Consider the following 13,637-nt stretch of genomic DNA (forward strand, 5'->3'; position numbering starts at 1 on the left):
TATAGTTTAGGCGAGGACGAGCCGCAGGTCAACCGTGGCCGTCGGCGGCCATCCAGGCCAGCCGACAGGGAGGATCAGATGAGCGCAGGCAGCAACACGCCGTTCCGCGGCACCGTCGGCAAGACGGTTGCGGACTCAAAACCCTGGTGGCCGGAGGCGCCGAGGCCGCCCGAGGGCGCGCCGAACATTTTGGTCGTGCTGTTCGACGACGTCGGCTTCTCCGATTTCGGCTGCTACGGTTCCGCGATCAAGACGCCGACCATCGACAGGCTCGCCGCCGAAGGGCTGCGTTACTCCGGCTTCCACACCACCGCGATGTGCTCGACCACGCGCGCGGCACTGCTCACCGGGCGCAACCATCACTCCGTCGGCGTCGGATGCCTTGCCAATTTCGATTCCGGCTATCCCGGCTACCGCGGCAAGATCGCGCGCGAGGCGGGAACGCTCGCCGAGATGCTGCGCACCCACGGCTATCGCAACTACATGGTCGGCAAATGGCACGTGACGCCGCTGACCGAAAGCGGCGCCACCGGCCCGTTCGACGGCTGGCCGCTCGGCCGCGGTTTTGATCGCTTCTACGGCTTCCTCGATGCCGAGACCGACCAGTACGCGCCGGAGCTCGTCTCCGACAACACGCATATCGATCCTCCGGGGACGTATGCCGATGGATATCATCTGACCGAGGACCTGATCGACCAGTCGATCCGCTTCATCGGTGATCACGTCGCCGATCGTCCCGACATCCCGTGGCTCACCTGGGTGGCGCTGGGGGCCTGCCACGCGCCGCACCAGGCCCCGGCCGAGATCATCAGGAGCTACGACGCGACGTTCTCACACGGCTGGGACATCGAGCGCGAGCAGCGGCTGTCGCGTCAGAAGGCGATGGGGCTGGTGCCGGAGGGAACGCGGATGCCGGCGCGCAATGACGGCGTGAAAGCCTGGGAAGATCATTCGGCCGTCGAGCGTCGCGTCTTCACGCGCCTGCAGGCGGCTTTTGCCGGCATGCTCGATCATTCCGATCGTCATCTTGCGCGCCTTGTCTCATTCCTGGAGACGGCCAACATCCGCGACAACACGGTCATCATCGTGATGTCCGACAACGGCGCCAGCCAGGAGGGCGGACCGCTCGGCTTCGTCAACGCGATGGGTCCGTTCAACTTCAAGCCGGAGCCGATCGCGGAGAAGCTGAGCCGTATCGATGACATCGGCGGGCCCGACACCCACAGTAATTTTCCGCATGGTTGGGCGATGGCGTCCAACACGCCACTGCGGCGCTACAAGCAGAACACCCATGGCGGCGGTATCCGTGATCCCTTCGTCATCAACTGGCCGAAGCAGATCGCGGCCAAAGGAGAGCTGCGGCACCAGTTCGTGCACGCAACCGACCTCACGCCGACGCTGCTGGAGCTGATCGGCATCGAGGCGCCCGCCGAGATCGCGGGCTGCCGGCAGATGCCGCTGGAAGGCGAGAGCTTTGCGCGTTCGATCGCGGACCCGTCCGCTCCTTCAAAGAGCTCGCCGCAATATTTCGAGATGTTCGGCCACCGCGGCCTTTGGCAGGGCGGCTGGAAGGCGGTCGCCTTCCATCCATCGGGCACGCCGTTCGATAGCGACAAATGGGAGCTGTTCCATCTCGATGAAGATTTCTCCGAGACCGATGATCTTGCGGCGAAAGAACCGGAGCGCCTGGCAGCGATGATCGCGGCATGGTGGGAGGAAGCCGAGAAGCACAAGGTGCTGCCGCTCGACGACCGCTTCGGGCCGCGCTTTGCGGAGAATGCCGCGCGCTTCCATGGTGCGCGCCATCATTTCGTCTTCCATGCCGGCATGGGTCATGTGCCGACCGATGTCGCGCCTGATGTGCGCAGCCGCAGCTACACGATCGAGGCGCATGTCGAGATCGACGAGGCGGGTGCCGACGGCGTGCTGATCTCGCATGGTGATGCGACGTCCGGCTATAGCCTCTACGTCAAGGACGGCCATCTCGTGCACGACCTCAACATCGGCGGCAGTCACCAGATCGTCCGCTCGGAGCGCAAGGTGCCGTCAGGCGAGCGGCGGCTCGGCGTTCACGTTGAGCGTCTTGTGCGCAAGGAGCCGCCGGCCAAGGGCTCGCGTACCGGCGTCACCGACTACACGCTCCTGATCGACGGTGAGAAGGCGGGATCGCTGCAGACCCAGCTCGGATTCCACACGCTGATTTCGTGGTCCGGCCTCGACATCGGCCGCGACCGCGGCAGCCCGGTGTCGCATTACGAGGCGCCGTTCGAATTCGAAGGACGGCTCTCGCGCGTCAGCGTGACCATGCACAACGACCAGAAGCTCGACGGCGACGCCGTCGGCAACGCGCAGATGGCTCGGCAGTAACGGCAGGCTTGCGGGCTGCGAGAGCGCTCGGTCATCATGGTTCGAGACGCCCGCCCTGGCGGGCTCCTCACCATGAGGGTTTGGGATTTGCCGCGCGCTGAAACTTCATCCTGAGGAGCCCGCGGAAGCGGGCGTCTCGAAGGATGGGCCGCAAGGAAAACTCCTGCGGCAATCGGCGAAAAAGAAGCGCGCTACTTGATCTTGTCGTAAGCGGCCGCGAAATCGCCGAGCGGCATCGGGATCGCAATCGTTTCCTTCGCCATGTTCTGGAAGGAGACCTTGAGCTGTTTGCCCGACCGCAAGGTCGCAAGCAGGTCCGGCGCGATCGGGGTCGAGGCGTAGCAGCCGCGGTTCTCGCAGGTCTGGATGGGGAGATCGACCGTCTTGCCCTCGTCGACCTGGAGCTTGGCGCCGATGGGAAGGTTGAGGCCGAGCGGCAATTGCAGCAGCGCCACCGGTGTGCGGGTGTCGGGCGCAATGCGGATGTTGATCAGGACGATGGTCTGGCCGGTCTTGGTCAGCACCGCGTTCTGCTCCATCGCGCATTCGAGCGGCGCATCGCGGCTGACGCTGGTACAGCGCACGACCCAGCCGGCCTGCTGCGCCGGAGAGCCCTCAGCCTGCGGTTGCGTCGGAGCCGGTGCGGGCTGTGCCGCCGGGGCAGGGGGAGCTGCGTTCTTCTTGGCGCCCTGCTGGGCATACGCGGCACCCGTCGACAACAGGAGCGCGGCGGCAAGGGCGGCAAGTCTGGATTGCATGGACATGGCAAAACCGCGTTGGCGTGAACCGGGGTCTCGCTCGCTGTAGCGTCGCCAGGCGCGCGGTGCAAGCTGCTACTCGGCAGCTTCCTTAACGGTGCCGTGCGCGATCGTCTCGTCGCCTTCGCCGTCACCCTTACGGCCCCAACCCGAGAACCAGTTGTTGAGCTCGTCGAGATAGAGATAGACGACCGGGGTGGTGAACAGCGTCAGCGCCTGGCTGACGATCAGGCCGCCGACCATGGCGTAGCCGAGCGGCTGGCGGATCTCGGCGCCGGTGCCGTGACTGAGCATCAGCGGCACGCCGCCGAGCAGGGCAGCCATCGTCGTCATCATGATCGGACGGAAGCGCAACAGCGCTGCCTGCCGGATCGATTCCGCCGGCGTCTTGTGCTCGTCGCGCTCCGCGGCGATGGCGAAGTCCACCATCATGATGCCGTTCTTCTTCACGATGCCGATCAGCAGAATAATGCCGATCAAAGCAATGAGGCTGAACTCGAAACCGGCCGCCATCAGGATCGCGAGCGCGCCGACGCCGGCCGAGGGCAGGGTCGAGAGAATCGTGATCGGATGGATGTAGCTCTCGTAGAGGATGCCGAGGATCAGATAGACCACGACCAGCGCCGCGAGGATCAGGAGCGGCACGGTGCCCAGCGACTGCTGGAACGCCTGTGCCGTGCCTTGGAAGCTCGAATTGAGCGTTGGCGGCGCACCGAGATCGGCCATCGCCTTCTGCACGGCCTCCGTGGCCTGGCCGAGCGCGACGCCTTGGGCGAGGTTGAAGCTGATCGTGATCGCCGGGAACTGGCCCTGATGACTGATCGAGAGCGGGCGGACCGGATCGGTGCTCCAGGTCGCAAACGTCGACAGCGGCACCTGGTCCCCGGTCAGCGGCGATTTCAGATAGAGTTTGTTCAGGCTTTCGAGGCTGCCCTGCATCTCCGGGAGGATTTCCAGGATCACCTTGTAGGTGTTGAGCTGGGTGAAATACTGCGTGACCTGGCGCTGGCCGAAGGCGTCGTACAGCGTGTCGTCGATCAGCTGAGGCTGGATGCCGTAGCGCGCTGCGGTATCGCGGTTGATCTTGAGCTGAACCGTGGTGCCTTTGGTCTGCTGGTCGGTCGCGACGTCGCGCAGTTGCGGCAACGTCTGCATCTTGGCGAGGATCTTCGGCGCCCAGTCGTTGAGCTCGGCCAGATCGGCGTCCTGCAACGTGAATTCGAACTGCGTGCGCGTCGGCCGGCCGCCGAGCCGGACGTCCTGGGCCGCCTGCATGTAGAGACGGGCGCCCGACACCTTCTCGAGCTGGGGACGCAGCCGCGCGATGATCTGCTGCGCCGAGGTAGTGCGGACGCCGAGCGGCTTCAGCGTGATGAACATGTTGCCGTTGTTGCCGGCGCGGCCGCTGCCGCCGATGTTCATCGCGATGGTTGCGACGTCGGGATCGTCCATCACGATCTTGCCGAGCTCGACCTGGCGGCGCTGCATCTCCGCGAACGAGATGTCCTGGGAGGCTTCCGAGGTCGCGGTGATCAGGCCGACGTCCTGCTGCGGGAAGAACCCTTTCGGGATCAGGACGAACAGGTAGACCGACAAAGCAAGGGTCGCGAAAAAGATCGCGAGCGTCGTGCGGCGCCAGGCCAGTGCATGGTCGAGCACCCATTCGTAGCCGCGCAGCATCGCATCGAAGCCGCGCTCGCTCCACTGGTAGAACTTGCCGTGGGTCACCTCGCCCTGGGCGCGCAGGAAGCGCGAGGCCATCATCGGCGTCAGGGTCAGCGACACGAACATCGAGACGAAGATCGTCATCGCCAGCACGACGGCGAATTCGCGGAACAGGCGCCCGATGATGCCGCCCATCAGCAGCAGCGGAATCAGCACCGCGACCAGCGAGATACTGATCGACACGATGGTGAAGCCGATTTCCTTGGAGCCCTTGAAGGCGGCCGCCATCGGCGATTCGCCTTCCTCGATGTAGCGGGTGATGTTCTCGAGCATCACGATGGCGTCGTCGACGACGAAGCCGACCGCGATGGTGAGCGCCATCAGCGACAGATTGTCGAGCGAATAGCCGACCACCCACATCAACGCGCACGCGCCCAGCAGCGCCAAGGGAACCGTAATGGTGGGAATGACGGTCGCCCAGAAACTGCGCAGGAAAATGAAGATGACCATGACCACCAGCGCAATGGTCAGCAACAGCGTGAACTGGACGTCCTCGACGGCGGCGCGGATGGTCGTGGTGCGGTCGCTGATGAGCTCGATCTTGATCGCGGGCGGTATCGCGGCCACGAGGCGAGGCAGGGTGGCCTTGATCCGGTCGACGGTCTCGATGACGTTGGCACCCGGCTGCTTGAATATCACCAGGAACACGCCGCGCTTGCCATTGGCCCAGGCCGCCTGCTTGGCGTCTTCAGCGCCGCTGACCGCCTGGCCGATGTCGCGGATTCGCAAGGGACCGCCATTGCGATAGGCGATGATGACGTCGTTCCAGTCCTTGGCCTGGGTCAGCTGGTCGTTGGCGTAGATCGTGTAGGCGCGCTTCGGGCCGTCGATATTGCCTTTCGGGCTGTCGACCGTGGTGATCGCGATCTGGCTGCGCACGTCCTCCATCGACAGGCCCTTGGCGACGAGTTTCGCCGGATCGATCTGGATGCGGATGGACGGTTTCTGCTGGCCGCCGATGAACACCTGCGCGACGCCCGAGAGCTGGCTGATCTGCTGGGCGAGCTGGGCATCGACCGCATCGCTGACGCTGGTCAGCGGCAATGTCTCGGAGGTCGCCGACAGCAGCAGGATCGGCGCGTCGGCCGGGTTGACCTTGCGGTAGGTGGGCGGCGAGGGCAAATTCTTCGGCAGCTGGCCGCTCGCGGCATTGATGGCGCCCTGCACGTCATTGGCGGCGCCGTCGATGCTGCGGTTGAGGTCGAACTGGATCGTGATCGACGCGGTGCCCAGATAGCTCGTCGAGGTCATCTGGGCGATGCCCGGGATCTGGGCGAATTGCCGTTCGAGCGGCTGGGCCACCGACGAGGCCATGGTCTCCGGGCTGCCGCCCGGCAGATTGGCGGTGATCTGGATGGTCGGGAAGTCCACCTGCGGCAGTGGCGCGACCGGCAGCAGGGGATAGGCGACGAGACCGACGAAGAGAATGCCGGCCATCAGCAGCGAGGTGCCGATGGGATAACGGATGAAAGGTGCCGAAATCCCTCCCGCGTTCATTCCTGTCGAACCTTGTTCTGGGCCGGATCCGTACTCGCCACGGCCGTGGAGACGAGGCTTCCCGGCTGGACCTTGAATTGGCCGCCGGTAATCACTTGTTGCCCGGGCGTCAGCCCTTCGTCGATGACCGAACGCCCGTCGATGCCGTAGCTGACCTTGATCTTGTGCATCTCGGCCTTGTTGTCCTGATTGACGGTATAGGCATAGAGGCCGTTGGTGGAGTGCTGGACCGCGTCATCGGGAACGACGGTCGCATCTTTCAAGGTGCGCACCAGAAGGCGCGTCGACACCGACTGCCCGGGCCACAGCGCGTGGTCCTTATTGTCGAACACCGCCTTGAGCCGGATCGTCCCGCTGCTCGTGTCGACCTGGTTGTTGATGACCGCGAGCTTGCCCTCGGCCAGCGTCTTCTTGCCGTCGGTGGTGAAAGCGATCACCTTGAGCGCGCCGGCCTTCTGGCCCTCGCTGATATAGGGAAGCTGATCCTCCGGCGCCGTGAAGATCACCGAGATCGGCTCGACCTGCGATATTGTGACGATGCCGGTCTGCGTCGAGGCGTTGACGATGTTGCCCACGTCGACCTGGCGCAGGCCCGCGACGCCGGTGATCGGTGCCTTGACCTGGGTGTAGTCGAGCTGGGTCTGGGCGTTGGAGATTGCGGCATCGTCGGCGGCGATCTGCGCAGTGAGCTGGGCGACCGTTGAGCGCTGGGTGTCGACCCGCTGTGCGGTGGCGAATTCGCCGAGCTTCATGGCGCGCTGGAGCTCGAGATTGGCGTTGGCCAGATTCGCCTCGTCCTGCGCCTTCTTGGCCTTGGCCTGATCGAGCGTGGCTTGATAGGGACGGGGATCGATCGAGACGAGAAGCTCGTCCTGCTTGACGATCTGGCCTTCGGTGAAGGCGATCTTGTCGATCTGGCCATCCACCCGCGTCCGGACTTGTACGGTGTTGAAGCCCGCAACCGTGCCCAGACCGGTCAGGTAGACCGGGAAGTCGACCTTCTGGACCGGCGAAACACTCACAAGGATGGCGGGCGGGCGCTGCGGACCCTTCTGTGCGGTCTGGGTTTTTGCGGCGTCGGACGAGCCGAATTTGTGCCAACCATAGTAACCCGCGGAGGCCACGGCCGCGATGATCAGAATCCAGAGGATCGGCCGGGACTTTTTCATATCGTCTCGTGTCGGCTCTCGTGCCCTAAGCTACGAATTATGAGGGCAATCATTGGGTTCCAAGGCGCCTGTATAATACACGCCAAGTTCCAGAGTAAACAGCACTATCGGTTGAGAATCCTAAACAATTGGAAAGCTTTGCACTGTCTAGGCAGCTCCGTGCCGCTACGGTGTGCAGCACTGCATTTTCCCGGCGTGAACGATCAGCGTGCAAACTTTGTGCAATGCTCGAAAGCGGTGTGCGCCGCGCTGAATGGCGCCGCGCAGAGCCGCCGGCGCGGACGCTTTACAAGAACGGTTCTAAACCGTGCAGAGGCCGTTTCGGTTGTCAGGAAAATCGGCATCGTTCATATCGGCCCCGCCACCAGAGGGAGCGCAGGATGGACGAGCTGAACGGCAAGCTGATCGCGTGTCAGATTCTGATCACGGGACTGATCGCACGCGTTGCCAACGAGCAGCGTGATCCCCTGCGCTTCCTCACGGACTTCCGCGACGAGATCAAAGCCGTCGTCAACGGCGTCAACATCGCCGGCATGGACGATAGTGATCGCGTGCGCGCCGTGGCGCAGAAGACCATCGACGAATTGTTCTCGCTGATGAAGCCGCCGAGCAGCGATTGAGCTGCAACACGCGACCGTGTGGAGCAAGATGCGTGCAGATCAACTGCATCACTATGTCGCGCGGATTTAGATCGATTACAAAGCTCGATTTTAGAATCGATTTGAACTGGACCATTTCAAGTGATCGAACGGATCACACTGCATTGACCCGCATTTTCTCGATCGATAGCACCGGCCCATCGTTCATCGCGCATGTTGCGGATCGATGAATTCAAGATGGGGTGCGTTGGGATGGAGCTGGCAGTTGTGCCGCGATCGTTGCGTTCGATCGCAGGGGGGCATTCGGTTGAGAACAAGTTCGATGGGCATTCTGGCAAGGCGGTTTCTGCCGTTGCCGGATTGATCGCGGTGGCGTCGGTGTCGAGCGGCGCAGAGGCGCAGCAGTCGAACCTGCCGCCGGTGACGGTCGACGCTCCCGTCGCGCGTCCGCGTCCCGCGGTTTCGAAGCCGACGCCGGATCAGGTCCGCGCGCGCAATGCGCTTCGGCGCGCCGCGCAGCGGCAGCAGGCGGCGCAGCAGACCGCGCCCACGGTCCCGGCCGGCGAAGTCGATCGCAATCCCTATTCCGATCCGGCGGCGCCCTACAAGGTCGACCACGTCCAGGCCTCCGGCAAGTTTCCCGAGCCGATGCTGAACACGCCGAAGACCATCACGGTGCTCAGCAAGGAAGTGCTCGAGGACAAGAATGCCACGACGCTGAAGGAGATCGGCCGTTCGACCGCCGGCGTGACGCTGGGATCGGGTGAGGGCGGCAACGCCTTCGGCGACCGCTTCTTCATCCGCGGCTTCGACGCGCGAAACGACGTCTTCATCGACGGCATCCGCGATCCCGCGGTCTCGATCCGCGAGAACTTCTTCACCGAGCAGATCGAGATTCTGCGCGGGCCAGCCTCGTCCTATGCCGGCCGCGGCACCGCCGGCGGCGCCATCAACATCGTCACCAAGCAGGCCGGCGACACCAACTTCAAGCGCATGGATACCGAGTTCGGCACCGACAGGACCAAGCGCGTCACGATCGATGTCAACCAGGTGATCGATCCGACCTTCTCGGTGCGCACCGGCGGCATGTTCCAGGATGCCAACGTCGCCGGCCGCGACTACGTCACCGACAATCGCTGGGGCAGTTTCACCTCGACCAAGTACACCCCGACCAGCGACATCAAGATCACCACGAACTACGTCCATACCGATCTCAGCGGCCTGCCGGATTTCGGCGTGCCTTATTACAAGAAGGGTAACGTGCCGGTGACGTCCGCCGGCATTCCGCGTGGAAACTGGTACGGCTTCCTCAACCGCGACTTCCAGACCGCGCGGCAGGATTTCGGCACCGGCACGATCGAGTACGAGGTCAACGAGGCCATCACGCTGAGCAGCAAAGTGCGCGGCGAGCACTCGCTGCTGAACTACATCGGCACGCTGCCGCAGAACCCGAATACGACCAGCCCCAATCCCTTGCTCTGGACCACGACGGCCAGCGCGCAGAGCCGGCTGCAGAACGTGGACGTGTGGGCCAACCAGAATGAGGCCACGTTCAAGCTCGACACCGGCGGGGTGAAGCACACTGCGGTATTCGGCGTGGAATATGCGAACGAGAACATCTCGATCGACCGTTACGCCGGCCTCGCGTCGGAATTGGCCGGCAGCGCCTTCACCAGCACCGGCGCCGTTACAGGGGTCAATCTCTATTCCCCCCAGTACACCAACATTCCGTTCGGATCGCCGTCGTTGACCGGAAACCCGACGCGCTATGGTGTCAACACCAGCAGCGTGTACGTCATGGATACCACCAACTGGCAGGACACGATCATCGTCAATGGCGGCATCCGTTACGACGGCTACAACATGAGCTCGTCGACCAACTCGCCGAATTACCTGAAAATGAACGCCGACCTCGTCAATTACAACGTCGGCCTGGTCTACAAGCCGACGTCGATCGGCAGCGTCTATGCGGCCTATGCGACCTCGGCCAATCCGTTCGGCTCGGAGCTTGACGCGACCGGCACCGACTACGGTGGCGTTCCGGCCAACACGGCCATCCTGCTCGGGCCCGAGCGCAACAAGGCGGCCGAACTCGGCACCAAATGGGAGCTGGCGGATCGTCACCTGCTGGTCAGCGCTGCGCTGTTCCAGACCACGAAGGACAATGCGCGCGAGACAAACGCCGCGGGCCTGCTCACGTCGAACGCTGCCTACCGCATCCAGGGCATCGACATCGAGGCCGAGGGCAAGATCACCGATCGCTGGAGCATCTTCGGCGGTATCGTGCTGATGCAGTCGAAGGTCACGCAGAGCAACATCGCCTCCAACCTCGGCCTGCAGCTCGCCAACGTCGCGCACCAGTCGTTCAGCATGCTGACCAAGTACAAGTTCGATGGCGGCTGGGAGCTGGGCGGGCAGGCGGTGTACCGCTCGAAAGTCTATGGCGGCACGTTCGCGGCCAATACCGGCAACGAGCTCCCGAGCTACTGGCGCTTCGACGCGTTCGTCGAGAAAAAGATCGACAAGAACTGGACCATGAAGTTCTACGCGCAGAATCTCACCAACAAGCTCTACTACGATACGCTCTACCGCAGCGCCGTGCCGTTCGTGGCGGTCGCGCCGGGCCGGGCATTCTATCTCGTGACGACGGCGAAGTTCTGATTTCGCCTATCCAAGGCTGGGATGTCCGCCATGGCGGGCATCCCTCCACCTTCCGCATCCGATGGTGAGAGTGCGTGCCACCGGTGTCCGAGGGACAAAATCGGCATCAGTTTAGAACGCTTACAAACTCGAGATTAGAACGCTTACAAAGTGACGCGCGCAGGCAAGTTTAGAATTGCTTTGAAATGGGCGGATTCCTCCGCTGTGTTGCCGTGATCGCGTTGACCCCCATCAATACGCCCGATAGCACCGGTGCGTCGCGTTGTCGCAACGTGGCCAATGGAAGCAAAAACACTGCGGGGCGTGTGATGAGCATGACGAAAACACCGCGATCGTTGCGTCCGGTCGCTGTTCGGAAATCATTCGGCAACAATTTGGACGCTGCGACGGGCAAGACCGTTTCTGCAGTGGCCAGTCTGATCGCCGTCGCGTCAGTTTCGAGCGGGGCTCAGGCGCAGCAGTCGAACCTGCCGCCGGTGACGGTCGATGCGCCGGTCCAGCGTCCGCGCCCCGTGGCTTCGAAACCGGCGGCCGACCAGGTCCGCGCGCGCAATGCGCTTCGGCGTGCTGCGCAGCGGCAGCAGGCAGCAACGGCGCCAGTCGTCAATCCAGGCGGTCTTGCGGCCGACCGTGATCCGTACGCAAATCCCGCCGCGCCTTACATGGCGACCCGGGTGCAGGCGTCAGGCAAATTCCCCGAGCCGATCCTCAACACGCCAAAATCGATCACTGTGCTTACAAAGGATGTGCTCGAGGACATGAACGCCACGTCGCTGAAACGGGCGATCCTGAGTACGGCTGGCGTGACGCTTGGAACAGGCGAGGGCGGCAACGCCTTCGGTGACCGCTTCTTTATTCGCGGCTTCGACGCCCGCAACGACATCTTCATCGACGGTGTCCGCGATCCCGGCGTGAGCGTTCGTGAGAACTTCTTCACCGAGCAGGTTGAGATCCTGCGCGGTCCCGGCTCGACCTTTGCCGGTCGCGGTGTCGCCGGTGGTGCGATCAACATCGTCACCAAGCAGGCGACGACGGAGAAGAGCTTCTACAACATGGACACCACGTTTGGCACCGACCAGACCAAGCGTGTCACCCTCGACGTCAACCAAGTGATCAACCCGACACTGGCCGTTCGTGCCGGCGGTCTGTTCCAGGATGCCGATGTCGCCGGGCGCGATTTCGTCAAAGACAATCGCAATGGCGCTTTCGTCGCGACGACCTGGAAGCCTGTCGATGCTGTCAAGGTCACGGCTGGTTACATTCATACCGAATTGACGGGAGTTCCGGACTTCGGTGTGCCCTATTATCGGCCGAGCACCGCGACCACCGCCGGCGGTCCGTTCCCGGACTTCGGCGCCAACCGCAACAACTGGTATGGCCAGATCAATCGCGACTTCTACCGGACCGGCCAGGACATCGGTTCGCTCAACGCTGAAGTGCAGATCACCCCGGACCTGATGGTCAGCAACAGGTTCCGTGCGTCGCGCTCGACGCAGAACTACGTCGGAACGCTGCCGGAGAGCCCGATCAACGGCACCCCGCTCTCGGCTTCGACGGTCACGATGAATCCGCAAAGCCGTCTCCAGATCACCGACGTGATCGCCAACCAGACGGAGGCGACCTACAAATTCCAGGACGGGGTCGGGTTCAAGCATAGCGCGCTGGCGGGAATTGAAGTCGATCGCGAGAGATCGTCGATCGACAAATATCTCGGGCTCACCTCGGAGGGGAACGGAGTGCCCGTAAGCCCATCCGGTTCGCCGACGGGCGTCAGCGTCTTCTTTCCCCAAGATACGTTTTTGCCCGGTAAAGCGCTCGCGCTGGCAGGGCTGCCGACCAAAATCGGCATCGACACCGTCAGCGGCTACGTCATGGATAGCGCGAATTATCGCGACCTCCTGATCCTCAACGGCGGTTTCCGCTACGATAATTACCAGATCAACACGTCGGGATACGGAACGGTCGGTGGCGTGAGCCAGTTTGGCCAGCAGTCTGCCGAGTTCCTGATTCCGAACTTCAACCTCGGTCTCACGCTCAAGCCGCTTCCGAATGGCAGCGTCTACGTGGCGTATGCGACCTCAGCGAATCCCGTCGGTGCCGAGTTCGATGGGACGAGCACCGCTTATGGTGGTCTCACACCCGTCCTCAACGGCAGTACGAACCAGATTTTCGGGCCGGAGAAGAACAAGGCGATCGAGCTCGGCACGAAATGGGAGTTGTTCGACCGTCACCTTTTGCTGACGGCGGCGCTGTTTCAGACCACGAAGGACAACGCGCGCGAATCGCAGAACATTACCGCGGCAACGGCAACGGCGACTTGTCCCTATCCAGTAACTGTACCGGCGACTACCGGCTCGGTGTCCTGTATCACGGCCGGCGCAGCCTACCGCATCCGCGGCATTGATCTCGGTGTCGGTGGCAAGATCACCGACAAGTGGAGCGTATTCGGCGGTCTCGTACTGATGCAGTCGGAGGTGACGCAGTCGCTGGCGCCGTCCGCGAACAAGACCCTGTATCCCACCAACGTCGGCCGTCCGCTCGCCAATGTTGCGCACGAGTCGTTCAGCCTGCTCTCGAAATACCAGCTCACCGATGTCTGGGAGCTTGGCGGGCAGGCGGTTTACCGCTCGAAGATCTACGGCGGCACCTTACTCGCGGCCAACCAGGGCACGTCGATCCCAAGCTACTGGCGCTTCGACATGTTCGCGGAGGCCAAGATCAACAAGAACTGGCAGGTCAAGCTGTTCGTGAACAACATCTTCGACAAGCGCTACTACGACGCGCTGTACCAGAGCGCGGCACCGTTCGTGCTGGAAGCACCGGGACGCGCCGCCTATCTGGTGATCTCGGCGCGCTACTGA

General features: G+C 63.0%; 7 protein-coding genes. 4 read left to right on the forward strand and 3 right to left on the reverse strand.

Annotation, left to right across the window (positions count from 1 at the left end; translation table 11 throughout):
* The first annotated feature begins 78 nt into the window (after positions 1–78).
* A complete protein-coding gene (locus tag IVA74_RS16580) occupies positions 79–2,367 on the forward strand; it encodes an arylsulfatase (RefSeq protein ID WP_247345821.1) in 2,289 nt (762 codons plus the stop codon).
* A gap of 191 nt (positions 2,368–2,558) precedes the next feature.
* On the opposite strand, the gene IVA74_RS16585 is transcribed toward IVA74_RS16580, so the two are convergent.
* The 3 genes from IVA74_RS16585 to IVA74_RS16595 all read right to left on the reverse strand — a co-directional run bounded on the left by IVA74_RS16585 (position 2,559) and on the right by IVA74_RS16595 (position 7,516).
* A complete protein-coding gene (locus IVA74_RS16585; RefSeq protein WP_247345826.1) occupies positions 2,559–3,131 on the reverse strand; it encodes an invasion associated locus B family protein in 573 nt (190 codons plus the stop codon).
* 69 nt (positions 3,132–3,200) lie between these two features.
* Positions 3,201–6,347: an efflux RND transporter permease subunit gene (locus IVA74_RS16590; RefSeq protein WP_247345829.1), complete on the reverse strand. Its 3,147-nt coding sequence runs from the start codon at positions 6,345–6,347 to the stop codon at positions 3,201–3,203.
* Positions 6,344–7,516, reverse strand: coding sequence for an efflux RND transporter periplasmic adaptor subunit (locus tag IVA74_RS16595; RefSeq protein ID WP_247345832.1), 1,173 nt, complete (start codon positions 7,514–7,516; stop codon positions 6,344–6,346). Before IVA74_RS16595 ends, IVA74_RS16590 begins: the two co-directional genes overlap by 4 nt.
* Positions 7,517–7,896: 380 nt before the next feature.
* Between IVA74_RS16595 and IVA74_RS16600 the strand changes: the two genes are divergently transcribed.
* The 3 genes from IVA74_RS16600 (at position 7,897) to IVA74_RS16610 (ending at position 13,637) form a co-directional block, all read left to right on the forward strand.
* Entirely contained in the window at positions 7,897–8,136 is a 240-nt protein-coding gene (locus tag IVA74_RS16600) for a hypothetical protein (protein WP_247345835.1), read from the forward strand.
* A 231-nt stretch (positions 8,137–8,367) separates the two neighbouring features.
* Entirely contained in the window at positions 8,368–10,776 is a 2,409-nt protein-coding gene (locus IVA74_RS16605) for a TonB-dependent siderophore receptor (RefSeq protein WP_247345837.1), read from the forward strand.
* A 308-nt stretch (positions 10,777–11,084) separates the two neighbouring features.
* Positions 11,085–13,637, forward strand: coding sequence for a TonB-dependent receptor (locus IVA74_RS16610; protein WP_247345839.1), 2,553 nt, complete (start codon positions 11,085–11,087; stop codon positions 13,635–13,637).

The sequence above is a fragment of the Bradyrhizobium sp. 132 genome, assembly GCF_023074185.1.
GTDB lineage: Bacteria > Pseudomonadota > Alphaproteobacteria > Rhizobiales > Xanthobacteraceae > Bradyrhizobium.

What these genes read in the sequence shown, in the direction of transcription:
- IVA74_RS16595 (WP_247345832.1), bottom strand. Translation starts at nt 7,516, where the DNA reads ATGAAAAAGTCCCGGCCGATCCTCTGGATTCTGATCATCGCGGCCGTG.
- IVA74_RS16600 (WP_247345835.1), top strand. Translation starts at nt 7,897, where the DNA reads ATGGACGAGCTGAACGGCAAGCTGATCGCGTGTCAGATTCTGATCACG.
- IVA74_RS16610 (WP_247345839.1), top strand. Translation starts at nt 11,085, where the DNA reads ATGAGCATGACGAAAACACCGCGATCGTTGCGTCCGGTCGCTGTTCGG.
- IVA74_RS16585 (WP_247345826.1), bottom strand. Translation starts at nt 3,131, where the DNA reads ATGTCCATGCAATCCAGACTTGCCGCCCTTGCCGCCGCGCTCCTGTTG.
- IVA74_RS16590 (WP_247345829.1), bottom strand. Translation starts at nt 6,347, where the DNA reads ATGAACGCGGGAGGGATTTCGGCACCTTTCATCCGTTATCCCATCGGC.
- IVA74_RS16605 (WP_247345837.1), top strand. Translation starts at nt 8,368, where the DNA reads ATGGAGCTGGCAGTTGTGCCGCGATCGTTGCGTTCGATCGCAGGGGGG.
- IVA74_RS16580 (WP_247345821.1), top strand. Translation starts at nt 79, where the DNA reads ATGAGCGCAGGCAGCAACACGCCGTTCCGCGGCACCGTCGGCAAGACG.